Annotated in this window: 25 protein-coding genes, 1 other RNA gene, 2 riboswitches and 1 other annotated feature; of the genes, 22 read left to right on the top strand and 4 right to left on the bottom strand. The window is 37.9% G+C overall.

Annotated elements, in window-relative coordinates; translation table 11 throughout:
* Positions 1-34: 34 nt before the first annotated feature.
* Positions 35-1,087 (top strand): hypothetical protein, encoded by a 1,053-nt coding sequence (locus tag NYE61_RS07335; RefSeq protein ID WP_303448620.1) that lies wholly within the window; start codon positions 35-37, stop codon positions 1,085-1,087.
* Positions 1,088-1,175: 88 nt separating this feature from the next.
* Here the strand turns inward: NYE61_RS07335 and NYE61_RS07330 are convergent, their stop codons facing one another.
* Genes NYE61_RS07330 through NYE61_RS07320 form a run of 3 tightly spaced genes read right to left on the bottom strand, consistent with a single transcriptional unit; the run spans position 1,176 to position 4,203 of the window.
* Positions 1,176-2,282, bottom strand: a complete 1,107-nt coding sequence (locus NYE61_RS07330) for a 5-methyltetrahydropteroyltriglutamate--homocysteine S-methyltransferase (protein ID WP_118888641.1) — start codon at positions 2,280-2,282, stop codon at positions 1,176-1,178.
* A gap of 43 nt (positions 2,283-2,325) precedes the next feature.
* Positions 2,326-3,429, bottom strand: coding sequence for a 5-methyltetrahydropteroyltriglutamate--homocysteine S-methyltransferase (locus tag NYE61_RS07325; RefSeq protein WP_303448616.1), 1,104 nt, complete (start codon positions 3,427-3,429; stop codon positions 2,326-2,328).
* 21 nt (positions 3,430-3,450) lie between these two features.
* Entirely contained in the window at positions 3,451-4,203 is a 753-nt protein-coding gene (locus NYE61_RS07320; RefSeq protein ID WP_303448613.1) for a cyclase family protein, read from the bottom strand.
* 99 nt (positions 4,204-4,302) lie between these two features.
* A riboswitch (SAM riboswitch) is annotated at positions 4,303-4,405 on the bottom strand.
* 180 nt (positions 4,406-4,585) lie between these two features.
* Between NYE61_RS07320 and NYE61_RS07315 the strand changes: the two genes are divergently transcribed.
* The 11 genes from NYE61_RS07315 to NYE61_RS07265 all read left to right on the top strand — a co-directional run bounded on the left by NYE61_RS07315 (position 4,586) and on the right by NYE61_RS07265 (position 14,031).
* Positions 4,586-5,515 carry an MBL fold metallo-hydrolase gene (locus NYE61_RS07315; protein WP_303448611.1) on the top strand — a complete coding sequence of 310 codons (930 nt, stop codon included), beginning with the start codon at positions 4,586-4,588 and terminating at the stop codon, positions 5,513-5,515.
* A 71-nt stretch (positions 5,516-5,586) separates the two neighbouring features.
* Positions 5,587-6,324, top strand: a complete 738-nt coding sequence (locus NYE61_RS07310; protein WP_303448608.1) for a CBS domain-containing protein — start codon at positions 5,587-5,589, stop codon at positions 6,322-6,324.
* Entirely contained in the window at positions 6,287-6,964 is a 678-nt protein-coding gene (locus NYE61_RS07305; RefSeq protein ID WP_303448605.1) for a 3'-5' exonuclease, read from the top strand. The genes NYE61_RS07310 and NYE61_RS07305 overlap by 38 nt, the downstream gene beginning before the upstream one ends.
* 169 nt (positions 6,965-7,133) lie before the next feature.
* Complete coding sequence (locus tag NYE61_RS07300) at positions 7,134-8,738, top strand: acyl-CoA synthetase (protein ID WP_251660572.1); 1,605 nt, start codon at positions 7,134-7,136, stop codon at positions 8,736-8,738.
* A 67-nt stretch (positions 8,739-8,805) separates the two neighbouring features.
* Positions 8,806-8,946 carry a small, acid-soluble spore protein L gene (gene sspL / locus NYE61_RS07295; protein ID WP_095309871.1) on the top strand — a complete coding sequence of 47 codons (141 nt, stop codon included), beginning with the start codon at positions 8,806-8,808 and terminating at the stop codon, positions 8,944-8,946.
* 73 nt (positions 8,947-9,019) lie between these two features.
* Positions 9,020-9,205: non-coding RNA, 6S RNA (gene ssrS / locus NYE61_RS07290), on the top strand.
* Between the two features lie 152 nt (positions 9,206-9,357).
* On the top strand, positions 9,358-9,729 hold the full coding sequence (locus tag NYE61_RS07285) for a VOC family protein (protein ID WP_118888645.1): 372 nt from the start codon (positions 9,358-9,360) through the stop codon (positions 9,727-9,729).
* 138 nt (positions 9,730-9,867) lie between these two features.
* A riboswitch (purine riboswitch) is annotated at positions 9,868-9,969 on the top strand.
* Positions 9,970-10,096: 127 nt separating this feature from the next.
* The gene (locus NYE61_RS07280) at positions 10,097-10,684 is read left to right on the top strand and encodes a xanthine phosphoribosyltransferase (RefSeq protein WP_303448600.1); all 588 of its coding nucleotides are present in this window, start codon (positions 10,097-10,099) and stop codon (positions 10,682-10,684) included.
* Positions 10,681-11,970 (top strand): nucleobase:cation symporter-2 family protein, encoded by a 1,290-nt coding sequence (locus NYE61_RS07275; protein ID WP_118888647.1) that lies wholly within the window; start codon positions 10,681-10,683, stop codon positions 11,968-11,970. Before NYE61_RS07280 ends, NYE61_RS07275 begins: the two co-directional genes overlap by 4 nt.
* A gap of 248 nt (positions 11,971-12,218) precedes the next feature.
* Entirely contained in the window at positions 12,219-12,434 is a 216-nt protein-coding gene (locus NYE61_RS07270) for a hypothetical protein (RefSeq protein WP_339317223.1), read from the top strand.
* Positions 12,435-12,603: 169 nt separating this feature from the next.
* Entirely contained in the window at positions 12,604-14,031 is a 1,428-nt protein-coding gene (locus tag NYE61_RS07265; protein WP_303448695.1) for a DHA2 family efflux MFS transporter permease subunit, read from the top strand.
* A gap of 19 nt (positions 14,032-14,050) precedes the next feature.
* Here NYE61_RS07265 and NYE61_RS07260 read toward each other — a convergent pair whose 3' ends face one another.
* Complete coding sequence (locus tag NYE61_RS07260; RefSeq protein WP_303448597.1) at positions 14,051-15,013, bottom strand: multidrug resistance efflux transporter family protein; 963 nt, start codon at positions 15,011-15,013, stop codon at positions 14,051-14,053.
* A gap of 182 nt (positions 15,014-15,195) precedes the next feature.
* Between NYE61_RS07260 and NYE61_RS07255 the strand changes: the two genes are divergently transcribed.
* The 10 genes from NYE61_RS07255 to NYE61_RS07210 all read left to right on the top strand — a co-directional run bounded on the left by NYE61_RS07255 (position 15,196) and on the right by NYE61_RS07210 (position 25,959).
* On the top strand, positions 15,196-15,618 hold the full coding sequence (locus tag NYE61_RS07255) for a hypothetical protein (protein ID WP_251660585.1): 423 nt from the start codon (positions 15,196-15,198) through the stop codon (positions 15,616-15,618).
* Between the two features lie 77 nt (positions 15,619-15,695).
* The gene (locus tag NYE61_RS07250) at positions 15,696-16,199 is read left to right on the top strand and encodes a DNA-deoxyinosine glycosylase (protein ID WP_303448594.1); all 504 of its coding nucleotides are present in this window, start codon (positions 15,696-15,698) and stop codon (positions 16,197-16,199) included.
* Positions 16,200-16,777: 578 nt separating this feature from the next.
* Positions 16,778-17,046, top strand: a binding site (T-box leader).
* A gap of 206 nt (positions 17,047-17,252) precedes the next feature.
* Positions 17,253-18,092: an S-adenosyl-l-methionine hydroxide adenosyltransferase family protein gene (locus NYE61_RS07245; RefSeq protein WP_339317219.1), complete on the top strand. Its 840-nt coding sequence runs from the start codon at positions 17,253-17,255 to the stop codon at positions 18,090-18,092.
* Positions 18,093-18,166: 74 nt separating this feature from the next.
* Positions 18,167-19,471 carry a M20 family metallo-hydrolase gene (locus tag NYE61_RS07240; RefSeq protein ID WP_339317217.1) on the top strand — a complete coding sequence of 435 codons (1,305 nt, stop codon included), beginning with the start codon at positions 18,167-18,169 and terminating at the stop codon, positions 19,469-19,471.
* Positions 19,472-19,480: 9 nt separating this feature from the next.
* Positions 19,481-20,557, top strand: a complete 1,077-nt coding sequence (locus NYE61_RS07235) for a sensor histidine kinase (protein ID WP_339317215.1) — start codon at positions 19,481-19,483, stop codon at positions 20,555-20,557.
* A 10-nt stretch (positions 20,558-20,567) separates the two neighbouring features.
* Complete coding sequence (locus NYE61_RS07230; protein ID WP_095309851.1) at positions 20,568-21,203, top strand: response regulator transcription factor; 636 nt, start codon at positions 20,568-20,570, stop codon at positions 21,201-21,203.
* A gap of 113 nt (positions 21,204-21,316) precedes the next feature.
* A complete protein-coding gene (locus NYE61_RS07225; RefSeq protein ID WP_303448588.1) occupies positions 21,317-22,123 on the top strand; it encodes a cytochrome c oxidase assembly protein in 807 nt (268 codons plus the stop codon).
* 522 nt (positions 22,124-22,645) lie between these two features.
* On the top strand, positions 22,646-23,578 hold the full coding sequence (locus tag NYE61_RS07220) for an ABC transporter ATP-binding protein (RefSeq protein WP_303448586.1): 933 nt from the start codon (positions 22,646-22,648) through the stop codon (positions 23,576-23,578).
* A 12-nt stretch (positions 23,579-23,590) separates the two neighbouring features.
* Positions 23,591-24,862, top strand: coding sequence for an ABC transporter permease (locus NYE61_RS07215; RefSeq protein WP_303448584.1), 1,272 nt, complete (start codon positions 23,591-23,593; stop codon positions 24,860-24,862).
* Positions 24,859-25,959: an ABC transporter permease gene (locus NYE61_RS07210; protein WP_303448582.1), complete on the top strand. Its 1,101-nt coding sequence runs from the start codon at positions 24,859-24,861 to the stop codon at positions 25,957-25,959. The genes NYE61_RS07215 and NYE61_RS07210 overlap by 4 nt, the downstream gene beginning before the upstream one ends.
* Positions 25,960-25,988: the final 29 nt, after the last annotated feature.

Here is a 25,988-nt window from a genome sequence, read left to right as displayed (position 1 = left end):
CATAATATTATGATATATTGAAGGGGATTTACATATGAAAAAGAGTCTTCAGGTTGCTGGAGCTTATGTTGGATTAATTGTGGGAGCAGGGTTTGCTTCTGGTCAGGAAGTCATGCAGTTTTTTACAAGCTTTGGAATCTATAGTGTAATTGGAACCATCATCGCAGGGTTACTCTTTGCATTTCTAGGAATGCATGTGCTTCAGTTAGGAACTTATTATCAAACAGCATCACATCGTGAAGTAATTTATAAAATATGTGGAAGATATTTTGGCTTTGCAATCGATCTATTAATTACATTCTTTCTGTTTGGTGTTGCAGTTGTCATGATTGCAGGTAGCGGATCGATATTTGAACAACAATTCGGTATTCCTCCACTTGTTGGGAACTTAATCATGACTGTAGCTGTCATTGTTACACTTTGTTTGAATGTAAATAAAGTTATTGCGGTAATTAGTAGTATAACGCCTTATTTATTGGTATTAATATTTATTATTACAGGATATTCTTTATTTACGAGTGATGCAAGCTTTAGTCAGTTAAATGCATTGGCAGAAGCGCAGCCTGCTTCAGCCCCTAACTTTATTATAGGAGCATTGCTCTATGTTTCGTATAATCTTGCAGCAGGATTTGCTATGCTGGCCGTCATTGGCGGCACGATGAAGGATAGAAAAACTGCTGGCTGGGGTGGAATTCTTGGTGGAATCGGACTTGGGTTATTACTATTTCTAATTAATTTGAGTTTATTTATGAATATCGGGTCTATTCAAGAAGCAGATATGCCTACATTAGTACTGGCGACAGAGGTATCGCCAATTGTTGGTATCTTAATGGCAATTGCTTTATTAGGGATGATTTTCAACACAGCAGTAGGTATGCTTTATGCTTTTACTGCACGACTTGTGCCGCAGAATACGAGAACGTTTAAAGGAGCCGTTGTTATCATAGGTTTACTAGCTTTTGGTGTAAGCTTTATTGGCTTTACGACACTTGTAGGGACCGTTTATCCAATTACCGGATATTTAGGCTTTGTTTTAATTATTGCGGTTATTATATCTTGGGTTAGATTAAGAAAAGCACAATCATAAATGAGAAAAACGAACAGCAATTGCATGCTGTTCGTTTTTTTAGAAAACTTGGTATTCACCAAGTTTGGGCGATGCCAAGTCTACATGATTATTTCCAAATCTCTTTCGATAACTCAACAATATATTTCAATTTTGTCCATTGCTCATCCTCTGTTAGCTTATTCCCGTGATGCGTGGAAGCAAATCCACACTGTGGGCTTAAAGCAATTTGCTCTAATGGCACAAATCGTGATGCAGCTTCAATTCGCTTTTTGATCACTTCTTTATCTTCTAGCTCACCAAATTTTGATGTAATCGCGCCAATAACAACTTGTGCTCCACCTTTTGGAACATGTTTCAACGGTTCGAAGGTTCCAGAACGCTCATCGTCATATTCAAGGAAAAAGCCGTCCACTTTCTCTTTCGCAAAAAGAATCGGAGCAACTTCAGCATAACTGCCTTGGAATGCCCAGCTAGAACGATAGTTTCCGCGACATAGATGTGTTGTTACAATTAAATCCTCTGGTTTGTCTTCGAGTACACCATTTACAATACGAACTGCTAAATCGATTAATTGCTCTCTTGAATAGCCGCCAGTATCGATTAATTTAAAGTCAGAAGATGAAAGTCCAGCAATGTACACATCGTCTAGTTGTAAGTAACGCACACCAGCATCATAGAATGCTTTTACAGCATCTCGGTATGCTTGTGTAATATCGTTGGCATATTCCTCAATATCTGGATAAATTTCTGGGTTTCGTATCCCAACTTCAAATAGCTGGTTTGGACTTGGAATCGTTTGTTTCGGAACCGCACGGTCACCAACAATTTCCTTAAATTCAATAAAGTCCTTAATAAACGGATGATCGGCATTAAAGGAAATTTTCCCGGTGTTACGCACATGATATCGGTCTGTTTCTACGCCATCGAATTGATAGCCTTTTTCGGTGTTGTAGCCTTCAATCCCATTTAAATGCTCAAGAAAATCAAGATGCCACCAGCTGCGACGGAATTCACCGTCGGTTACTGCTTCTAATCCGACTTCAATCTGTTTATCAACAATACGTTTGATTTCCTTTGTTTCGACTTCACGTAATTCTGCTGCAGTGATTTTGCCTGTTTTAAAATCTTCTCTTGCCTGATGTAGGTTCTCTGGACGTAATAAACTTCCTACGTGATCTGCTTTGAATGGCGCTTTTACTAGCGTTTGTGTCATGATCTATTCCTTCTTTCTTTTATTTTAATAGTAGGTAGGAAAATTATCCCCAAATCTCTTTTGAAATGTCTACGATAAATTTCAGTTTATTCCATTGTTCTTCCTCTGTTAGCTTGTTACCATGATGGGTTGACGCGAATCCACACTGCGGACTTAAAGCTATTTGCTCCAACGGTACATAGTTAGCAGCTTCCTGAATGCGTGCTTTCAATGCCTCTTTATCTTCAAGCTCACCAAATTTAGATGTTACAGCGCCAATGACTACTTGTGCACCGCCCTCTGGGATATACTTCAATGGCTCAAAGGTTCCAGAACGGTCATCATCATATTCTAAGAAAAAGCCATCTACTTTTTCTTTTGCGAATAATGTTGGCGCAATTTTTGCGTAGCTTCCTTCAAACGCCCAGGTAGATTGATAGTTTCCGCGACATAGATGTGTTGTTACAACTAAATCCTCTGGTTTATCTTCTAGCACTCCATTAGCAACACGAAGCGCTAAATCGATTAAATATTCTCTTGTTAATTTACTATCATTAAATGGAATCGTATCAGAGCTCAATCCTGCAATATAGACATCATCTAATTGCAGGTAACGACAGCCAGCATCGTAAAATGCTTTTATCGCATCACGGTAAGCGACGATAATATCATGTGCATATTCCTCAATGTCTGGATAGACATCTGCATTCCGAATCCCAGCATTGAATAACTGATTTGGACTTGGAATCGTTTGTTTTGCGACAGCCCTGTCACCAACAATTTCTTTAAACTCAATAAAATCTTTGATGAATGGATGGTCTGGGTTAAATGCTATTTTTCCAACATTGCGCACGTCGTATTTTTCCGTTTCCACGTCCACAAATTTAAATCCATGATCTGGTACATAGCCTTCAATACCAATAAAATGCTCTAAGAAATCTGTATGCCAAAATCTTCTGCGAAACTCCCCATCGGTTACAGCCTGAAGGCCAACTTCAATTTGTTTATCAACCACTCGCTTAATTTCCTCTGTCTCAATCGTACGAAGCTCACTTGCCGGAATAGCTCCTTCTTTAAAATCCTTTCTCGCTTTATGAACCCTTTCCGGTCGTAATAAACTTCCTACGTGATCTGCTTTAAATGGTGCTTTAATTAATGTTTTCGTCATGAAAATCCCTCCATATTTTTATTAAGGTAATATTGCAAAAGATCTTACTGGGAATCCAGTTGCTTTTTCTGGTTTGGCAACGATATTAAAGATATAAGCACCTTTTGTTGGTACTTTATCTAAATTGGTTAGAAGCTCGATTTGGTATGTATCTTGCTCCAGCACATAATACTCGCCAATGAGTGAGCCATTCTTTCGGACATCGATGGAGGAATCTGTATCAAATGTTTCATGACCGACAGCATTTACGTTTCTTTCTTCAAATAAAAATCGCAATGCGTCAATTCCCCATCCAGGCAAGTGACTATTACCAGCTTCGTCCTTATTTTCAAAAGCAGTTTTATCTGGCCAACGTTTACTCCAGTCGGTTCGTAACGCTACAAATGTACCTGCTTCAATCTCACCATTTATTGCTTCAAATGCTAGAATATCTTCTTTCGATAAGGTGAAGTCATTATTTTCTAAAGCTTCCTTTGACTTATCGATCACCACAAGCGGTAAAACAAGTTCCTTTAATTCAAGCTCTTCAAGATAACGTTGATCCTGTACAAAATGAATTGGTGCATCAATGTGTGTGCCGTATTGTCCAGGAAAGGTAAATCGTTGTGCGAAAAAGCCATCATCATGTGTGAAAAGTGTTTTGAATTCGGCATCGTCAAATGCTGCGAAATGTGGTGAGTTTGGCCCGAATGCGTGCGTGAGGTCTACCCAATTTTTCTTTTTCAGTAATGCAATTGCCTGTTGCAATTCTGTTCCTGCTTGAACCGTTGCCATTTAATCCCCTCCAGTAGTTTTTTAAAACTTCTTTAAAGAAAAGAAAAAACCTCTTCTTAAAAATAAGAAGAGGTTAGGCACCGTATCGTCTAATATCTCTTCTTATCTTCAAGCAATCATTGCTTCTGGAATTGGCACAGTACTTAAAAAGTCTGTTGCCGAGGTATCATAGGGCCAGTCCCTCCACCTCTCTGGATAAGAAAGTTTTTTGTATGAAATTAATAATTAGAATACTCCATACGATTCTGAATGTCAACCATTAAAATTAAGAATATTACATGTAGCGTGAAAAAAATTGCAAAAGTTAGAGATTCTTGCAATCTAACTGATCAACGCTAAAATTAATAGTATAGAAAGAGCTTTGTACAATGGGGATGATATTTTGTTAGTTAATGTAAGTGAGGGTATAGAAAAGCTAGTCGTTCGTTTTCCAGGAGGAATGCAAGAGGTAAATAGCTATCTTGTCAAAGGAGAGAATGGCTATACCGTTATTGATACAGGGATTTATTCAGAGGAAGCAATTGCGACTTGGGAAGCGCTATTTGATACTGGTGTTGAAGTGAAAAAGGTTGTTTTAACACATACACATCAGGACCATATTGGTCTAGCGAGATGGTTTCAGGAGAAAAAGGGAGTTCCCGTTTACACATCGAAACTCGGGTATAAGGAAATGCTGAAACATCGTGATAAGAAGAGAATTAAAGAAAATCTTGCTGATTTGCTTCATATGCATGGTGGGCCGAATTTGCCTGGCAGAATAGGTAATGATTCCTTTATCTATGAATTTGAACCAGATGGATTCTTTGATGAAACTGATACCATCCTGTTAGGGAATCAGTGTTTTGAGGTTGTTTGGACACCGGGTCATGCTCCGGATCACTATTGCTTTTATCAAAAAGACAGGAAGCTAATGCTAATTGGCGACCATATTTTAAATAAGATTTCTCCTGTAATCGGTTTGTGGACAGGGGAGGAATTCAATCCATTAAACGATTATTTTGCATCCGTTGAGCGGATGCAGCATTATCCGACAGCATTAGCCTTACCAGGGCATGGTGAGAATATCCATCGCTTGAGTGAACGTGTACAAACATTGATTCAAGGACATGAGCGTCGGTTAAATGAGGTTGAAAGCATTGTGAAAGCAGAGACTTTGACAGCAGCCGAAGTGTGTGAAAAAATTTATGGCAGCCTAAAATTTAGTCACTTTGTTAGCCCATTTATGGCGACTTTAACAAGACTAATATACTTAGAGTCTATGGATAAGATACACCGATTTTATGATAATGAGAAAGTTTATTTTCAGCATTAACCAGTCGTAATATTTGAGTGTACGAAATCACTGGTATGTAGAAGAGAGAAAAAGAATAAGGAGGGCGGAAAGTGAATCGTGTTAACAATCCGATACTAAAACAAAATGAAACTGTCGTGCATCGAAACTCAGATCGTTTTTTGACGGCGTTCAATCGAATCGAAAAGGGCTTAAAAGCTTTGCTTATTAAGAAAGAAATGGGGTTTTCAAGAGCTGTTAAAGTCCTGGGTAAATCAAATGCGTTGATAAAACAGTTTCAAGATGACCTGCTTGAATTTGCTGAGTTACGAAATGCTATTGTACATAACAAGACGGATCTCATGTATACTATTGCAGAGCCACATGATTCCGTTGTAGAACGGATAGAAGCAATTGAAATTGAACTTTTAAAGCCTAGAAAAGTAGACCCGCTTTTTATTCGTAAGGTCGTATGCTTTCAAGAAACCGAGCCATTATCGAATGTACTAGAAGTCGTTAATAAGCAAGGGATTACGAAGTTTCCAGTATACAGTGGTAATGTGTTTCAGGGGTTAATTACGCATAAAGGAATTAAAAAATGGTTTTCGAAAGGTATCGAAAATCGATTAACCTCTCTATTAGATGCAAGATTAGTAGAGGTCTTGGAATGTGAAAAAAGGGATAACTTTAGATTCATATCAAAGGAGACATCTGTATATGAAGCAAAGGAAATTTTTAAGGAGCAAATTGGAAAAGGCAATCGATTGGAAGCATTATTGATTACAAAGGAAGGAAGCTCCAGTGGAGGACTAGTTGGGATTGTTACCAATTGGGATATTATGGAGATTTGAGTATGCAATACGAAAGGGGACAGCTATGGAGTTTGTAGCAATAGACTTTGAAACTGCTAATGAAAAACGTTTTAGTCCTTGTGCGGTTGGTTTAGTAGTAGCCAATGAGCATGGCATAATAGATGAATTCTACAGCCTTATCAATCCATTAATGGAATTTAAATCATTCAATACGTATATTCATGGGATTACTGAGCATGATGTTGCTGATGCTCCTACATTTGCAGAGGTTTGGCCGACATTGCGGAATTACTTAAACGACCACCTAACAATCGCACATAATGCAAGCTTTGATATGAGTGTGATTCGCAATACACTTGATTATTACAAGCTCTCATATCCTGACATGGACTACCTTTGTACCGTAAATATCGCTAAAAAGCTTTGGCCGGAATTGGAGAACCATAAATTAAACACACTTGCGAACTATCATAACCTTCAGTTTGAACATCACCACGCACTAGAAGACGCTAGAGTCGCTGCGCAAGTGATGATTCAAGCATTACGGGATACCAAAACAAACTCTCTTGACCGTTTTTTAGAAAAGTGCAGCATGACAAATGGAAAAATTTATGACCGTGGCTATTATCCGCCAAAAATGAAACGTGTAAAAGGAAGTACAAGACTATATTTAAAGTAAATTAAAAATGCTAGAATATCTGCAATGATTGTTCTAGCATTTTTTTATGCTTACGAATAAATATACTTGAATGAGTACTGCAACTTGCTATCTTTAATTAACTGAATTAAAATAATAGATAGAATATTCAACAGGCTTGCCATCATGATACCATTGAGGGAGTGGTAGGATGAATACCAATACAAATGTACAAACTGATTTGGATAAATTGCTGCAAAGAGCAAGAAGAAACACATTAGGAGATTTATTAGCTCGTACGAGAGAAAGAACCCCGACTAAATTTGCATTCGCTTATCAAAACAAACGGTTAACCTATGAAGAGCTTGATAACATTGTTAATCAGACAGCACATGCATTTTTAGCAGATGGCATGAAAAAGGGAGATATGATTACGGTCATGTCTAAAAACAGCCTTGATTTTGTTGTAGTAAATTATGCGCTTGCACGAATTGGAGCGGTTATGATTCCAATCAACTATATGCTTAATCGGGAAGATGTGCAGTATATTGTAGAGCATGCTGATGTTAATGGTTTTATTGCTTCAGAGGAATACGCAGGCTTACTCGATCAATCTGTTGGCAAACAGAATATTAAATACCGTTATCTGATGGATATAACCCTTCCTTATAATGATGAAAATAAAGGATGGAAGCCATTATCCCAAGCACAAGAAGGGATGTCCACTCAATTAATGGATGCAGATATTCTTGATGATGATCTCGTGCAAGTTTTATATACAAGTGGAACGGAATCAAGGCCTAAAGGAGTCATGCTTACACATAAAAGCCTTATTAGTGAATACCTCAGCAGTATTGTAGATGGTAAAATGGGGACGGAAGATATCGCAATCCATGCATTGCCGTTATATCATAGTGCACAACTGCATGTTTTTTTGGGGCCGAGCGTTTACCTAGGATCTAGTGGGATTATTCTAGGATCAGCAAGCCCGGAATTAATTTTAAGGACAATTGAGGAAGAAAAAGCAACACAGCTATTTTGTCCCCCAACTGTATGGATTGGATTATTACGCCATCCAGATTTTGATACGCGTGATTTAAGCTCCCTTGAAAAGTGCTATTACGGTGCAGCCATAATGCCAATGGAAATTTTAAAGGAGCTCTCGGTACGTTTACCAAGCGCAAAGTTTTGGAACTTTTATGGTCAGACAGAAGTTGCGCCGCTTGCCACCGCACTTCAACCAGAAGATCAGTTACGGAAGTTGGGTTCAGCAGGCAAAGCGACATTAAATGTCCAGACGAAAATTGTAGATGAAGCAGATAAGGAGGTACCGCGCGGCGAGGTGGGAGAAATTGTCCACCGTACACCGCATGCCATGAAAGGTTATCTACACGAACCAGAAAAAACGGCAGAGGCATTTCGAAACGGCTGGTTTCATAGTGGTGATCTAGGTGTAATGGATGAGGAAGGCTATATTACAATTGTAGATCGCAAAAAAGACATGATAAATACTGGTGGAGTGAATGTTTCTTCCAGAGAAATTGAGGAAATCATTTATCAGTTAGAAGGGGTTTCAGAGGTCGCTGTAATTAGTATACCGGACGCTTATTGGATTGAAGCGGTGACAGCGATTGTTGTTCCAAAAGAAGGAGCAGAAGTAACAAAAGAAAGGGTAATTCAATTTTGTACAGACAAATTGGCGAAATACAAAGTTCCGAAGTATGTTGAGATTACGGACGAACTACCGAAAAATCCTAGTGGGAAAGTGCTGAAGCGTTCCTTGAGAGATAAATATGAAGGATTGGCAGCACAATAAAGGATTAGCCAAATTGTTCGTATACAATGAAACGAATTTGAAACACTAAATCTTGGAGGTGTTTCAAATGGCAAATAAAAATGAAAATTGGAGTAAGAAACGCGTTAATTCAAGTTTGAATCCACAAGGATATTCAGAAGACATAGCTGATCAGGAGCCGAAATCACAGCTGGAGCAGCGTGCAAAGAAGAAAAATACAAAGATATAAGTTAATTTACAACTTGCATAAAATGGTAAGTTCTTACCATTGAATTTTTTCGTGAGAAGATGTAATATATAAATACAAGCTACAATGTTCGTATTTAATTAAGTTTTAACCTCTAATGAATGTATAGGGAGTTTTACATCGAAATTGGAATGTCGCGCCGCCAAAGAAGCGGAAGACAGGAAGGTTTCTGCGAACACCCACTTTGCGAAGTGGTGGTTTAAAACTTTTTATTACAAAATACGGCAATTGTGGCCTGTATACATAGAATATTATAGACCGACTTCCGCAATGGTAGTCGGTCTTTTGGTTGTGTGATAAGGTTAGCTTTAACAAATTGATTAAAAATCGGTATTATTCTAAGCTGATAAAAAAGGATAAGATAGAATTACTAATAAACCGAGGTGAAAACCGATGACTTTTCATTATGAAACGATTGATCATGTTCAATTAGCTGCACCTCCTGGCAGCGAAGAAGAAGCACGTATCTTTTATGTGAAAATATTAGGTTTTAGAGAGGTAGAAAAACCGGAATTGTTGAAAGCGAATGGTGGGGTTTGGTTTCAGGCTGGGACGATAAATATCCATATTGGTATTGAAAAGCCATTTGTTCCTGCGCAGAAGGCACATCCAGCAATCTTAGTCAAAAATATTGAAAAACTAAAAGAATATTTAAATGAAAATCAAGTGGATTTCATAGTTGATTATAAACTGCCGAGTGCAAATCGTTTTTATCTATCCGATCCGTTTGGAAATCGTATTGAATTTTTAGAGTGGGAAAAATAGAATTGTTTTACATGGGGGCAACATGATTTAAAAATATCTCTAAATTGTGCGAATGGTTTTATTTTTTAATTTGACTTGTAATAAGCGACTCACATGCTATACTTATAACAATCTAGTAGTGGTGCTATTAGTAGCATTTACAAATTGAATATGTTTTTTCATATAATAACAGGAATATGGCCTGTAAGTTTCTACCGGTTTACCGTAAATAAACCGACTATGAAAAGTAACGTAACAAATTGGGAACTCTTATTTGTGTGAGTCCATTTTGTTCTATTTCGAATTCGAAAGCTCGAGGTTTGCTTTTATCATAGTTATGGTAGAAAGCAGGCTTCCGGGCTTTTTTAAATTGTTAGGAGGACAAAAAATGGATTTATTGGAGCAAAAAATAAGAGATGAAGGAAATGTATTATCCGATACAGTTTTGAAGGTGGATTCATTCTTAAACCATCAAATCGATCCCAAGCTAATGCAGGCAATTGGGGAAGAATATGCAGCTCGATTTCGTGATAGTGGGATTACAAAAATTCTAACACTCGAATCCTCTGGGATTGCACCGGCAACAATGGCAGGTCTAGCACTCGGGGTACCGGTTATCTTCGCTAGAAAGCGCAAGTCATTGACCTTGATAAATGAATTATATTCAGCACAAGTATATTCATTCACGAAAAAAGAAACAAACAAAATTTCAGTGTCTAAAGACTATATTTCAGAGAACGATGTTGTCTTAATTATCGATGATTTCCTTGCAAATGGACAGGCGGTTTCAGGTCTGCTTGAGATTGTGGAGCAGTCAGGTGCAAAGCTTGCAGGAGTTGGAATTGTCATTGAAAAAGGATTTCAAGAAGGCGGGAAGCAAATTCGCGAGCGTGGTATTCGTGTAGAGTCGTTAGCAATTATCTCGTCTCTGGAAAATGGGAAGGCAACCTTTGAGAAGGAGGCAGTTCCGAAATGAAAACTGCAGCATTAGGATTTCAACACGTTCTAGCAATGTATGCTGGTGCAATATTAGTTCCGCTTATTGTCGGAGATGCTCTAGGGCTAACGTCAGAACAGCTAACATATCTTGTTGCAATTGATATTTTAATGTGTGGGGTTGCTACGATTTTACAGGTCGTTAATAACCGTTTCTTTGGAATTGGACTTCCCGTAGTTCTTGGCTGTACATTCACAGCGGTTGGACCAATGATTGCAATCGGTGGACAATATGGCATCTCAGCTATCTATGGAGCAATTATTGTGACAGGTATTGTCGTTGTGTTAATCAGCGGATTCTTTGGTAGTCTGGTACGTTTTTTCCCACCAGTTGTGACGGGTACAGTGGTTACGATAATTGGTATCACATTAATTCCTGTCGCTATTAATAATTTGGGTGGTGGCCAAGGTGCAAGTGACTTTGGATCGATTGCCAATATTTCTTTAGGTTTTGGAACGTTATTATTTATTATTTTATTGTATCGTTTTGCGACTGGTTTTTTAAGATCAATTTCTATTCTTATTGGTCTAATTGTCGGTACAGCTGTTGCTATGTTTATGGGAAAAGTAAATTTTTCAGCAGTAGCGGAAGCTTCCTATTTCCACATGGTAGAACCGTTTTACTTTGGCACACCGACATTTGAATGGTCTGCAATTTTAACGATGATTCTAGTTGCTATCGTATCTCTAGTTGAATCGACTGGTGTTTATTTTGCATTAGGAGATATTACTGAAAGAAAGCTAACGGAAAAAGATCTTTCAAAAGGATATCGGGCAGAAGGAATTGCTATCTTCCTCGGTGGAGTTTTTAACGCATTTCAATATACCGCCTTTTCTCAAAACGTTGGGCTGATTCAAATGACTGGTGTAAAAACGAGAAAAGTCATCTTTGTTGCCGGAGGTATGTTAATTGCTTTAGGGTTTGTGCCTAAAATTGCAGCATTGACAACGATAATCCCAACTGCAGTCTTAGGTGGGGCAATGGTAGCGATGTTCGGAATGGTTATTTCCCAGGGCATAAAAATGCTAAGCAGTGTTATATCGGATTCTCCGGAAAATTCAATGATTATTGCTTGTTCAGTTGGAATGGGGCTTGGTGTTACAGTTGTTCCGGAATTGTTCGCTCAATTACCATCTAGTATTCAAATTTTAACGAGTAACGGAATTGTTGCTGGTAGTGTAACAGCAATCGCACTAAATATTGTATTCCATATGCTGCCAACAAGAAAAACACGTACCGTTTTAAAAGAACAAAAAGCTTCGTAACATGCATGTGCTTAATTCATGTTGCCTTATTATACAAAACGCATAGATACTAAAGTTTATGCGTTTTTATATAGACTTCTAACTAATATCTATTTGCTAAGTTTGAATTGTTTCGCCGGGTCCGGGATAGTTTTAGGCAGTCGCTCTCGGGGCCCTGTGAGTCACCTTGAACTCGTTCTTCGGATTTTACTCTGACAAATAGGAAAAGGATAAGAAGAATCAACCGATGGAAAGGCTGTCTTGGTCGAATGAAACGGAAAAACAAGCAGAACCAGCTGAGAGAAAAGCTTACACGGTTGATTAGAAACCAAAACGATGAAAATCTACCTAGAAATATTTTAGTCAGAGGAGAAAATCAAGTTGACAACTCAAGCTACGGAAATTCAATTGACAATACTCCAACCATAATTGCACATTACATCGCTATCTCTTGCAAATACAAAGAGATAGCTGTTTTGGCATAAAAAAGCGACAAAGTAATAAATGCTTTCAAATTGGTAAATGAACATTTGGAAAACCCGCCCATGTTCGTCTCCCTCAGTTTCAATAATAGACATTGTCCTCATACTCCCATATAATTCATTATAAACGATAGAAAATGATTCGAGATACGAAGTAAGGGGAGTGTGGCGTCTGAAGAATAATAACATCGAAAATATAGACAAGCTGAATAAATTTCCTATTGTTGCTATACTAATAACCGGAGCGTTTTTGGCAATTTTAAATCAAACATTATTGGCGACGGCGATTCCCCATATTATGCATGATTTGAATTTAACAGAGAACACCGCACAGTGGCTGACAACGATATTTATGCTAGTGAATGGAATTATGATTCCAATCACAGCTTTTTTAATTGAAACATTTACAACTCGCAGGCTATTTTTAACCGCAATGATCACATTTGCCGTGGGGACATTGATATGCGCCATTGCTCCAACCTTCATGCTCTTAATGATAGGGCGTATCATACAGGCTGCCGGTGCTGGTATTATGATGCCTTTGATGATGACAATATTTCTGCTAATCTTTCCAATTGAAAAACGTGGTACAGCGATGGGGACAGTAGGACTGGTAATTGGATTTGCACCTGCACTTGGACCAGTAATTTCAGGTTGGTTGGTCGAGCATTATCCATGGCGTGCTTTATTCTATTTGGTGCTGCCCCTTTCGGTTATAAATATCGTAATCGCATATTTTGTTATGAAAAATGTAACGAAACGAACCTTCCCAAAAGTAGATATCCTTTCTATTATTCTATCAACCTTAGGTTTTGGAGGATTACTTTATGGTTTTAGTAGTGCTGGGAGCTATGGTTGGACGAGTATAGCAGTTGTTAGTAGTCTTGTCATTGGAACTATTACACTTACTGGCTTTATTCTGCGACAATTCAAGCTGAAGCAACCTATTCTTGAGTTCCGGATTTTTAAAAATAAAATTTTTACATTGACAACCATTATCGGAATGATTGCTTTTATTGGACTGATTGCATCGGAGACGATTTTGCCAATCTACATGCAAAACATGGCTGGATTTTCAGCCTTGGAATCAGGGCTTATGATATTGCCTGGAGCTTTATTAATGGGATTTATGTCGCCGATTAATGGGAGGATTTTTGATAAAGTTGGTGCGAGGTATCTGCTGATTATTGGTTTAACCTTGTTAAGCGTTACATCTTTTTTATATACAAGGTTAACTGAAGAAACGACGTTATCTTATCTTACGGTTGTGTTTGCAATACGAATGCTGGGAATATCGATGATAATGATGCCTGCGACAACGGCTGGGCTCAACCAATTACCGACTCGTCTGATTCCGCATGGCTCAGCAATGACGAATACGATGAGACAGGTAGCAGCGTCAGTAGGGACTGCAATTTTAGTGACAATCATGACTGCTTCTGCCCTTCGTACAGGAGAAAAGGCACTCCCAATGGAAATGATTCACGGTGTGAATGTTTCCTTTTATGTTGCGACTGTATTATCATTAGTCGCTCTAATACTATCCTTTTTCATCAAAGGGACAAGCCCTTCTAAAGATAGTAAAAGAATATCTGCATAGTAACAAATCTGGCATTCGTCTAAGGGTTTTGACGAATGCCAGATTTTTTAATAACTTCAAGACTTTTGCGATTTCCAAGCGCAGAGACGATACTGTGCAGGATCATTCCAATGATTACAAACCCTATTCCTATAAAAGAAACAATACTTGGTAATGGGGCACTTAGAATAATGATTTCACCGATTAGTGCAAAGACAACCTCACCTGATTGAGTAGCTTCAACTCCAGCCATTTTTTGATTATCCTGCTGAACTATTTCCGTAGCGTAGAAAAATAAAGCAGTCGCAATAATTCCAGAAGATATCGCTACAACAAATGTTTGGATTATCTGACTTGAATTTGGTAATCCATGTGCTGTAAATCCATAAATCGAAAGAACAATCCAAAAAGGCAAGGAAGCAAGTGTCATACCGAGAATTCGCTGAAAGGTGTTTAATTCTCCGTTTACAACTTGCATCATTTTACGGTTGCCAAGTGGATACGCAAATGCCGAAATGATTAAGGGAATAACGCAAAGCAAAACACTTATCAAAGGTACAGAAGAAGCATGTTCGAATTGCATAATGAATACACCAGCTAAAATAATAAGGGATATAAAAATACTCTGGATCGGGATTTTTTGCTTTATTTTGTTGTTTAAAAATGGCACGAGTAAAGAACCAGCAATTATCGTCAGCTGGAATGTCGCTGCCACAAGCCAGCCGGGCCCATAAATAGTTGCAAAAGTAAGGGGAGCATAAAATAATCCGAAACCGACAGTACTCCACATAAGCCAAGGAACTGGCTTAGCTATCATATGTTTGATTACAGGCTTGATATTTCGTTGATACCCTACAATTAAAATTAGAATAGGCAGCATAAAGAAAAATCGAAGGGTAGCACTCCAAACCCAGCTGCCGCCATCTAACTCCATGGCACGATTAAGTATAAAGGTAACGGAAAAAAACATTGCAGCCAAAATCCCAATTAAAATAGCTTTCAACCAAATCACTCCAATTAATAAACAATAATTACAATAATCATATCAGACATCAATTTAATTTGAATAACTTTTTTTAATTTTTATAAAATGAATGTGTGACTAGGTAAAAAGTATTGTAATTGCAGGTTTTTTAAAGCTTATGTCGAATTGTATACATATAGAAAGAAACGGGAGTGTGTCTGATGGAAACTTTACCAACTTGGTTTTGGGTGTGTTATTATATCTTTTTAATCCTAACATTAATTAGTGGCGTTATAAACTGGGTAAGGCAAGTATATAGTCCGTTAGCTGCCATAACAATCATATTTTCGCTCCTTGCTCCCCTTGTTGGATTTGTATACAGTATCGGAAGGTCAGAGGGACTGAACGAATTTCAATATATACTGGAACAGTTTAAAACAAGAGATACGTTGTCTGTGTTCATTATTTTAGTACATGTTTATTTCGTCGTTTGGTGGTTTTTATTTTTGGATACGTGGAAATGGATAAAGAAGGTTCCATTTAATAAAATAATGGAAGGTAAAGCTGTCATAATGGAAAAAATGAAAAAAAGAAGTAAACAAACGGAAACAACAACGAATCATGAAGAAATAGAAAAGAAATGATCTACTGGGATTTCTAAAATGTGCAGTAGATCATAGAAGTAGGTTATACTTGGTATAGTGATACTGGAGTGGGTGTAATGACAAAAAGACTAAATTCTTTTCCACCGATAATACCAAAGGAGCCTAAAGTTCTTATTCTTGGTTCCATGCCGGGGAAAATTTCATTAGAAAAAGGCGAATACTACGGAAATGCCCGAAACCACTTTTGGCCAATTCTATTTAAATTGTTTAAGGTTGAACCTATAGAGGAATATGAAAAAAAAGTAGCATTCGTAAAAGAACGGGGAATTGCATTATGGGATTCGATTGGTTCCTGTTATCGAGAAGGAAGCTTGGATTCGAATATAATGGATGAGAATCCAAATGATATTATTGGGCTGTTAGACAAGTATCCAACGATACGTTTAATTGCATGTAATGGAACCAAGTCATATAATACATTTAAGAGAAATTTTAATTCAGAAGATCTTGGAGCGATTCGTATTATAAAATTACCGTCCACGAGCCCTATCCCGGGAAGGTATACGAAATCGTTTGAAGGAAAAGTAGTGTCTTGGAGTGAAATTTTAAATCATATCTAAGTACACTTCGTAATAAGATTGATAATGGGTCTTAAAGAGAAGTTTAGGTGAATCGAGTCGTAAGGGGGGACTTACGACTCGGACGGTTTCTTACAAGGTAGAGGTGGCCCTGACTAGGGTACGAAAAAAAGCAATTATCCTGAGCGATTGAATCGTCAGGATGATTACTTTTTTTCATGGCTGTTCACAATTAACAAGACGAGCGTAGCAAATGCGAACATTAACTCAAGCACTTTGTCAATTGGTATCACAGGCTTCAACCCCTTTCGTTAGGGTTTAAGCCACCATGTAAAAAAGTTGAACTTTTTTACTGCTTCTGCCTAAGCATACTCTGCAAGACCTATCTATTAGATTATACTATACAAATATTATAAAAAGTTTAAATTATTTAAAAATGATAACAATTTCCTAGAAATTAACAGCTATTTATGAGTACATAGTAGAAGTGAATGTTTATCATCTAGGTCTTGTTAAGGACAATATAAGGCAATTGGAATAAGCTTTCAATGGTTGTTTTTTTATAATCGCTTGATTTATTAAAAAATTATCCGTATAATGAATTTAATTTCGTAATAAATTAAAAAACGTTGATGGGGAAAAGTAAGATTTCCATTTTTTCAAAGAGAGCTCCAGCAGCTGAGAAGGAGCAAAAAAAGAAATCTGAACAATGGCCTCGGAGTTTCGTAGCTGAAACTATTGTTATAGAAGTAGGTTCCGGCGAGATTTGGTACTCGTTATCCATACCACAGTATAAAGAGCGGTTTAGCTTTTCGTACTTGATGAGGCTGTATGTGTGAGCATACGGTGAAGTAAGGTGGTACCACGTTCATTCAACCACGTCCTTACCGTTTATTCGGTAATGACGTGGTTTTTTAATGCGCAAATAGGAAAGTATAATGCACTTAGGAACTCGCTTAAAAGCTTGCAATCCAAAATATAAGGAATTCTAAGAAAGCAACGAACTTTTTCCAAGAATCCCTTTAACGAATGACAAGTTTTCTATTAAAAAAGTGAATAATTAAGCGTATAAACGATAAAATGGAGGGTCAGAGAATGAGCAAAAATTTAGTGTTGCAAACAGATTTTGGAGTAAGTGACGGGGCAGTAAGTGCAATGAATGGAGTAGCTATATCCGTTGATCCAGCTATTCGTATTTTTGATCTGACACATGATATTCCGCAATACAATATATGGGAAGCATCCTATCGTTTGTACCAAACGATTAGTTATTGGCCAAAGGAGACTGTGTTTATTTCCGTTGTCGATCCAGGAGTCGGAACAGATCGGATGAGTGTTGTTGTAAAAACGAAGGAAGGTCAATATATTGTAACCCCGAATAATGGAACCCTAACCCATATAAAACATAGCATTGGAATCTCAGAAGCACGAGTAATTGATGAAAAAATAAACCGGCTCCCGAACTCTGGAGAATCCTATACGTTCCATGGGCGAGATGTATATGCATATACTGGAGCAAGGCTCGCTGCAGGTGTTATTTCCTTTGAAGAGGTTGGTCCGAGTGTTGCTGCCCACGAAATAATTGAATTACCAAGGACAAAAGCTAGAATTAAGGATGATACAATTAAAGGAAATATTGATATTCTTGATGTTCGTTTTGGTAACCTATGGACGAATATTAATCGTGAACTTTTTATCGAAGCAGGAATTCAATATGGTGATACATTAGAAGTATCCATTCAAAACAATACACGACATATATATAAAAATATGATGCGATTTGGGCGTTCGTTTGCAGATAGTCGATTAGGCGAGCCGATTGTGTTTGTGAATTCATTAGATAAATTAGGGGTAGCTATTAATCAAGGTTCCTTCGCTAAAGCGTACCATATTGAGACCGGCGCAAATTGGATGATTAGCTTTCGTAAAGTTTAAACTACAAGTTGTTTGTGAATTTTCAAATGAATGTTTTTCTGATATGTTGTAAAAGAAAAAGGAGATGTTAAACGTTGACTAAAAATCTATCATTACAGGAACAATTGCTTGAGCAATATGATAAAAGCTATGAAGGGCATGGAATATCGGGTGAACGAATCGCACATCGTTTAAGTGAACTGTCAAAAATTGGCCTAACCGCCGATAATGGTTCCAACCGCCCAGGTTTTTCTTTAGCAGAAAAGCAAGCGAAGGAATTAATCAAAACATGGATGCTAAAGGCTGGACTTTCAGTTTTGGAGGATGGAGCTGGAAATGTGTTTGGCAGATTAACTGGTGAGGAAGATCATCTGCCAGCTATCATGAGTGGATCTCATGTTGATAGTGTTCCAAATGGTGGTCATTTTGATGGACCGCTTGGTGTTTTAGCTGCGCTTGAAGTGGTAGAAGCTTGGAAGGAAATTGACTATCGCCCAAGAAAGCCATTTGAGGTTGCTATTTTTACAGATGAAGAAGGCTCCCGATTTAACAATGGATTAAATGGTAGTGAAGCATTGATTGGGAAATCGAATGTAGAGGAGAAAATAGAACTGCAGGATGAAGAAGGAAGAAGCTTTGCAGAGGTTTTACAGGATGTAGGATTATCTGTTCAAGGTTATGCAGAAGCGGGTCGGCAATTAGATGAAATCGAGTTGTTTGTGGAAGTACATATAGAACAAGGAAAACGATTAGAAAAGGAAGAGCTTCCATGTGGAATTGTTACAGGGATTGCGGGCCCATGCTGGCTTGAATTTACCTTTGATGGAGATGCAGGGCATGCAGGCAATACACCAATGGATGACCGGAGGGATGCGTTAGTTGCTGCAAGTGAATTTGTGATGAAAGTCAATAAATTGCCAAGACAAATAAATGATTCTGCAGTGGCTACCATAGGTAAACTACAGGTTGAACCAAACGGGGTAAACGTTATTCCTGGAAAAGTAACCCTCTATGTTGACATTCGGGATATATACAAAGAAACACGTGATGAGCTAGTAAATTGTGTTCTATCACTAAGTAAGGAAATTGCAGATACGTATCATATTCAAGTGAACCATGAAGAAAAAGTCCGTGTTCATCCGGTTCCGATTGCAGAAGATATTCAACAAGTTTTAGAACAAGCGTTATTGGAGCATGGAATTTCACCCTATAAATTACCAAGTGGGGCAGGTCATGATGCAATGATCCTAGGCGAAAAAATACCTGTAGCCATGATTTTTACACAAAGTAAAAATGGAATTAGTCATAATCCTGCTGAATGGTCGTCTTTAAGTGACTGTGTACAAACAGTTCAAGTGCTCAAAACATTTGTGGAAAGCTTGCAGCATGACAGAAGGTAGACTTGCTTAATGGACATTTTTTGGCTGCGTTTTGTACTGTTTGGCCTGATATGGATTATGATGATTTTGTTCGATAGTATTAATACTGCATATAGTATAGGACTCTTTGCCTTAGCACTTGCATTATACTTTTTGATGTCTCTTCATAATGGATTGTTTTTCTTATTTATCTGTCTCTCTTTTATAATTGGAATACATAGCTTTCTTTATGTCGATACGGTGATGCTCACGATTGTATTGTACGGTTATTGTTTAGCAGATGCAGCGGTTCGTTTAAAGCGAAGGGAATTGATCTTGTATCTATTATTTACGATTGTCGTATCGGCCATCCCCATTTTTAAGCTTGATATGTTTGATGTGCGCTTTGCACTCGTATATCTCCTATTCTCCATGCTGCTGTTTTTATTAAATCGCCTTATTTTGGAGCGGAATGAGCAATGGGAAATTTATGATCAATTATTGGGAGAATATCGTAAATTGAAACGTATGAACCTGAAGGCAGAAGGCCATGCGCGACTAGAGGAACGGACTAAAATTGCCCGAGATATTCATGACTCTGTTGGGCATCGGTTAACGGCATTAATTATGAAATTAGAAATGCTCAGCATTGAAAAAAAAGATAATAGCTTTAACGAGCTTAAACAGATGGCGAAGGAAAGTCTAGACGAAACAAGGCATGCTGTTAAAGCATTAAAATCAGAAGAAAACGAAGGGATTGCAACTGTTGTTCATCTAATTCGAAAATTAGAGGCAGAAAGCCATATTTTAGTTCAATTTACGATGAGACAAGGGGTATTATCGATTCCGCTTTCGAATGAAAAAAGTGTCGTTCTATACCGTGTTATCCAAGAAGCTTTAACGAATGCAATGAGACATGTCCAGTCAAGAGAAGTAAAAATTACGCTCGGAAAAACAGCAACAGAAGATATATCATTTGAAATTAGGAATGCTGTCTTTGAGCCAAAACCATTTCAGTTTGGATTTGGACTTTCAAGTATGAAAAATCGAGTGGAAGAAGTTGAGGGAAAGCTAACAGTGTATCAAACGGAAAAGCATTTTATCGTATCGGGTGTGATCCCAGGTTAGGAGGGGTATGATGTGGAATATTTTATTAGTTGAGGACCAGACGATTGTTCGTCAAGGGTTAAAGGTTATTTTAGAACAAGAAGAAAGGTTCAACGTATCACATCAAGCAGAAAATGGACAGCAGGCAGTAAGAATAATGGAAAAGCATTTAATCGATTTTATTTTGATGGATGTGCGGATGCCTGTAATGAATGGAATTGAAGCAACGCGAATTATAAAAAAACGTTGGCCAGATGTGAAGATTTTAATTTTAACAACGTTTAATGATGATGAATATGCGGTGCAGGCCCTAAGAGAAGGAGCAAATGGTTTTTTATTAAAAACCTCTGACCCCGCAAAATTAATCGATGCTGTACACAGCTGTATGAGTGGTGGATTAACGATTCATGATGAAGTGGCAGCAAAGGTAATGCCGCGGCTATTGCAGACAAGTGAAAAACCGAAGCTTGATATTAATTTTTCAGAGAGAGAACTTGCGATTACAAAACTCGTCGGTGAAGGAAGAACAAATAAGGAAATTGCGGATGAACTATATCTTTCGATTGGTACAGTTAAGAATCATTTGACCTTGATTTTGCAGAAAGCAGGTTTACGTGACCGAACGCAGCTTGCGATCTATGCGGTAACACATGGGATTACGGATTAATGGAAATAGAGAACCTAAAATAGTGTCATTAGATTGTTATAACTCTCCTGACTTGTTAGCTATCATCTACTTTATAATTTAGGGTAGGGCGAACGAGAAAGGTGGGGTTATGGATGCTTGATATTATTCTGGATGAATTTCATTTTTCTACGTTGTGGAATGGTGGAATCTTTTTATTTACAATGTTTGCAGCAATTATTTATTTTTTTCTTTTGCCTACTTCAAAGAAACATAGATGGTGGAAGTCGCTTGCTTTTGTAGTAGGACTAATTGTTATTTTTATTGCTAGTGCTAGTCCATTAAATGTTACGGGTAGAATTAAGTTTAGCACGCATAGCTTGCAGTTGGTTTTATTACTGCTTATTGCTCCACCGCTTCTCATTGCAGGATTTAAAACGGAAATATTAAAGCGGATGAAATCAATTGGAGGCATTAAGAAAGTAATTGTAATGCTTACGCAGCCTATTGTAGCTACAGTTTTATTTCAAGTCGTTTTTTACAGTTATCACATTCCATTCATTTTTAATTTCGCAAGACTTGATCTTTATTTAAATTATTTCTTTTTACTTGCACTTTTTCTTTCAGCTGTATTGCTCTGGATTCCGCTTCTTTCATCAAATCAGTTGTCCCGTGGACAAAAGTGGAAGTATTCATTCGTGAATATCGTATTGCTAGCCCCATTTAGTATGATTTTATTCTTTGCAAAGACTGGACTGTATGCGATTTATTCGGATATTAACTTGTTCATGTCTGCACTTGCTCTTTGCTTACCTGATTTAACAGATGTTCCTCCTGAATTCTTTACCTCACTTCTGCCTTTTGATCCAGTTCATGAGCAATGGCTTGGAGCATTATATTTCTTTGGTGGCATTTTGATCAGCTTTACGATTGTTACTTTTCTGTCAACTAAAAGGATTTAATGAAGGGATCCGCTTAAGAACGCTTAAGTGGATCTCTTTTTTTATGCGTAACAACATACGATGCCCCCTGCGTAATACGGATACTCTGAAAAATGATAGTTCAAGCGTGTGCCTTGTGTTTCAGTAATGGGTATTGCACTAATCATATTTATCGCAATAATGATAAATCTCGTATTACCCTAAACAATAAGTCCGAAATTAAAAGGCAAACCGAGAGAAAGGCTGTCTCGGTCGAATAAAACGGAAAAACAAGCAGAATCAACCGAGAGAATGTTTATCACGGTCTATATAAAAAGAACTCGAGAAGAAACCGACCGAGAAGGAGGCCAAACTAGAAGTTTCTCGTTACCAGTTAGCAAGTACCATCCATAATTGCATATTACAGCGCGTTTCTCACAACCACGAATGAACCCGATATTTAAAGAGTGACTTAAGTCATTTTATTATTTTCCTATTTCATGACCTCAGACAGTATATTCCCTCCCATAAATTTCGTAAACTAAATTTATGGGAGGGATTTGCATGCTGGAATTAGTGGATTTGTCGAAGAAATTTAAACAAATGGATGCTGTGAAAAATTTAAATATGTTTATTGAAAAGGGAGAGATTGTTGGGTTGCTTGGGCCGAATGGTGCAGGGAAATCAACAGCCATTTCCATGTTGTCTTCCTTAGTTGAACCGACAAATGGTGATGTTCGTTTTCATAATAAAAGTATAATAAAGCATCCTGCACCACTCCGAAAAGTAATTGGAGTAGTACCGCAGGAAATCGCGTTGTATGAAGATTTAACGGCAGAAGAAAATATGCAATTTTTCGGAAGGATCTACCGCCTTAGAGGTGTGCAGTTAAAAAATAAAACAGATGAGGTGCTTGAGCAAATCGGGCTAACCGATCGCCGAAAAGATATTGTAAAAACATTTTCAGGCGGAATGAAACGAAGGTTGAACATTGGTGTAGCGATGTTGCATGATCCGGAAATAATTATTATGGATGAGCCGACCGTTGGGATTGATCCGCAGTCTCGAAACTATATTCTAGAAACGGTAAAAAGATTGAATGAAGAAAAGCAGATGACCGTTTTATATACAAGCCATTATATGGAAGAAGTAGAGTTTCTCTGTGATCGAATTTACATTATGGATCAAGGAAATCTTATCGCTTCAGGGACAAAAGATGAGATTAAGCGAATTCTCTCTGCAGAAAAGACGATATCTATTAAAGCGGACCGTTGGAATGATGCGTTTATTGAAGAACTAAAGCAGAATCCAACGATAAATCGTGTAACTATGGGAGAAAAGGAAATAACCATTATTGTCCCAAGAGAAGTCAACCTATTTTCTAAGATTATTCGAATGGCAGAGAATGCGGAGCTTGAGTTGAATTCTGTCGATGTACAGACACCAACACTTGAAGACGTGTTTCTACATCTTACTGGAAGAGCTTTGCGAGATTAGGAGCTGGGATAAATGATAAGTCAAATTGTTAAAAAACAAGCGTTATTATTATGGAGAAACCCTGTTCAAATCCTCCTGTTGGTTGGGCTGCCAATCATCTTAATTGCTATTCTAAGTACAGCGCTTGGCAGCATGATGATGAGTGGGGGAGCATCGAATATTAATATGAAAATAGCATTTGTGGAGCATGGAGATGAGGATGAAGAAATTCAGCGGTTTCTAGGGGATTTGGAAAATAGAGGAGTGCCTCCAAAAGTTGTTGAAGAAATCGAAGCTGGAATCGAGCAGCTCTCACCTGTACAAATTTTAAAGGACTCGGTTTTGGGAAGTGGAGAGGTGAGTGAGTTTATTGAAATTCATGAAGTGAAGCCTTCAGCACTAACTGATATATGGAATGATAATTCTTATACGTCTGTTATAGAAGTCCCAGAGAACTTCACCTATGAATCGTTAGAATACATGGTCCTCGATAATAAATCTCAGGCGGTACTTGAAATTTCACAAAATGATGATCATCAAATTGGTCCAATGATTGTAAATGACATCGTAGAACAATTTCAAGAGCAGCTCACATTGGGCACGTTTTTACAAAAAAATGGAATTGACCAACAAGCTATTCAATTGGAGGAAGGAATGTTAACTGGTGAGGTTCTAACATTGAATCAGAAAAAACCAATCGGATCGCAGGAATATTATGCAGTTGGTATGACGGTGATGAACGTGCTCTTTATAGCGTCAACAATTGGAACGATTGCCTTTATGGAAAAAAAGATCCATGTATTTGATCGGATCATTTTAGGGAATATCTCGCGGTGGGAATATTTTATAGGTGTATTAATTTCTGGTACATTATTCAGTTTTATCCATTTGCTGATTGTCTACGGATTTTCTTGGGTTGTCTATGGTGTCAGGTGGCCAGACCTGCTTTCCTTTTTTACGGTAACCGCGTCTCTTGCAATTGCAGTAGGTGGTATCGCGGTATTGCTTACGGCAATTAGCTATCGATTTAATTCAGAAGCGATCACGAATTTCTTCGCTGGTATCGTTGTAACTATGATGGCGGTATTAGGCGGAAGCTTCTTTCCAATTGGGGATTCGTCTGCCTTTTTTCGATCACTAGGGAACTTAACACCAAACGGTGCTGGAATGTCTTCCTACTTAATGATTTTACGAGGTGATGGGCTTTCTGAAATAAGTCATCATATCCTATTTCTCGTTTTGTTTGCAATCACATCGATTATCATCGCTGCAATTAGTTTTCCTAAAAGGGGGGCATCCGTATGATTGGAATCCTGCAAGCAAAATTTAAGATGTTTTTAAGAAATCCTTGGACGTTTGTGCTTTTTACCGGAATGTCAATTGGCTTCGCACTTATATTGGGCGGCAGTGGTCTGTCAACCATACGTGTTCCAATCTATGCGGAGGATGAAGCGATGCAGCAGTCATTCATTAGTGAAAAGCTGGAGGAGTCAGATGCATTCATATTTTCTTGGATGACAGAGGAGGAATTAAAAGACGAAATCTCAAATGGCAGAGCGGAGATGGGTGTTATTCTTTTAGAGGATGACTACCGCTTTATCGTTGGGGTGGATTCTCCTAATCGTTCAATGCTAGAACAAACGGTTAGAGCTGCGTATGTAGAGATGCTGCAACAGGAAAATATTTTAGCAGCTGCTGATGCAGATAAAGAAGTCGTTTTAGAAAACTTACAAAAAACAATGGCTTCGCCTGTATTCGAAATTCATCAAAGCAGCTTCAGAAACTCCGATGCATTTGTCTATGATAATACGTTTCATAGGTTATTTGGATTTACTTTGTTTTTCGTCATTTATACAATTTCCTACAATGTACTGCCTATATTAGTTGAGAAGAAAGACGGCTTATGGGATAGAATGATCTTATCGCCAGTAAAGAAATGGGAAATGTACGTTGCCAATTTAATTTATAGTTTTTTTGAAGGCTATTTACAAGTCCTCATTATCTTTCTCATTTTCCGCTATTGGGTAGGAGTTGACTTCCATGGCAGGTTTTTAGAAACGTTGCTCGTTCTTATTCCGTATGTGTTTTCAATTGTTGCATTATCGATTTTCATAACGGCATTGGTGAAAAACGCACAGCAATTTAACGCAATCATTCCAATTATCTCCGTGAGTATGGCGATGATTGGTGGTGCTTATTGGCCAATTGAAATTGTCGAATCTGAGTTTCTGCTTGCATTATCGAAAATTAATCCGCTCACTTACGGTATGGAAATTTTAAATGGAATTGCTGTTTATGGTTATCCTTTAGAGCAAGTATTGTTTCCAATCAGTATTTTACTTTTAATGGGAGTTGTCCTGATGGGAGTGGGGATTCACTTGATGGAAAGGCGTCATGTTTAGTTGGATAGGAAGCAGGAAGTTTGTCGCAT

The sequence above is a fragment of the Oceanobacillus sp. FSL W7-1304 genome, assembly GCF_037969805.1.
GTDB classification, from domain to species: Bacteria; Bacillota; Bacilli; order Bacillales; family Amphibacillaceae; genus Oceanobacillus; species Oceanobacillus profundus.
Note: the sequence above shows the minus strand (reverse complement) of the source record. Positions and strands in the feature narration are given on the sequence as shown.

Excerpts from the sequence above, each read along its gene's own strand:
- NYE61_RS07220 (WP_303448586.1), top strand. The coding sequence starts at position 22,646 with ATGCTGGAATTAGTGGATTTGTCGAAGAAATTTAAACAAATGGATGCT.
- NYE61_RS07325 (WP_303448616.1), bottom strand. The coding sequence starts at position 3,429 with ATGACGAAAACATTAATTAAAGCACCATTTAAAGCAGATCACGTAGGA.
- NYE61_RS07280 (WP_303448600.1), top strand. The coding sequence starts at position 10,097 with ATGGATTTATTGGAGCAAAAAATAAGAGATGAAGGAAATGTATTATCC.
- NYE61_RS07210 (WP_303448582.1), top strand. The coding sequence starts at position 24,859 with ATGATTGGAATCCTGCAAGCAAAATTTAAGATGTTTTTAAGAAATCCT.
- NYE61_RS07335 (WP_303448620.1), top strand. The coding sequence starts at position 35 with ATGAAAAAGAGTCTTCAGGTTGCTGGAGCTTATGTTGGATTAATTGTG.
- NYE61_RS07275 (WP_118888647.1), top strand. The coding sequence starts at position 10,681 with ATGAAAACTGCAGCATTAGGATTTCAACACGTTCTAGCAATGTATGCT.
- NYE61_RS07320 (WP_303448613.1), bottom strand. The coding sequence starts at position 4,203 with ATGGCAACGGTTCAAGCAGGAACAGAATTGCAACAGGCAATTGCATTA.
- sspL (WP_095309871.1), top strand. The coding sequence starts at position 8,806 with ATGGCAAATAAAAATGAAAATTGGAGTAAGAAACGCGTTAATTCAAGT.
- NYE61_RS07250 (WP_303448594.1), top strand. The coding sequence starts at position 15,696 with ATGACAAAAAGACTAAATTCTTTTCCACCGATAATACCAAAGGAGCCT.
- NYE61_RS07270 (WP_339317223.1), top strand. The coding sequence starts at position 12,219 with ATGAAACGGAAAAACAAGCAGAACCAGCTGAGAGAAAAGCTTACACGG.
- NYE61_RS07300 (WP_251660572.1), top strand. The coding sequence starts at position 7,134 with ATGAATACCAATACAAATGTACAAACTGATTTGGATAAATTGCTGCAA.
- NYE61_RS07330 (WP_118888641.1), bottom strand. The coding sequence starts at position 2,282 with ATGACACAAACGCTAGTAAAAGCGCCATTCAAAGCAGATCACGTAGGA.
- NYE61_RS07215 (WP_303448584.1), top strand. The coding sequence starts at position 23,591 with ATGATAAGTCAAATTGTTAAAAAACAAGCGTTATTATTATGGAGAAAC.
- NYE61_RS07235 (WP_339317215.1), top strand. The coding sequence starts at position 19,481 with ATGGACATTTTTTGGCTGCGTTTTGTACTGTTTGGCCTGATATGGATT.
- NYE61_RS07245 (WP_339317219.1), top strand. The coding sequence starts at position 17,253 with ATGAGCAAAAATTTAGTGTTGCAAACAGATTTTGGAGTAAGTGACGGG.
- NYE61_RS07230 (WP_095309851.1), top strand. The coding sequence starts at position 20,568 with ATGTGGAATATTTTATTAGTTGAGGACCAGACGATTGTTCGTCAAGGG.
- NYE61_RS07225 (WP_303448588.1), top strand. The coding sequence starts at position 21,317 with ATGCTTGATATTATTCTGGATGAATTTCATTTTTCTACGTTGTGGAAT.
- NYE61_RS07285 (WP_118888645.1), top strand. The coding sequence starts at position 9,358 with ATGACTTTTCATTATGAAACGATTGATCATGTTCAATTAGCTGCACCT.
- NYE61_RS07255 (WP_251660585.1), top strand. The coding sequence starts at position 15,196 with ATGGAAACTTTACCAACTTGGTTTTGGGTGTGTTATTATATCTTTTTA.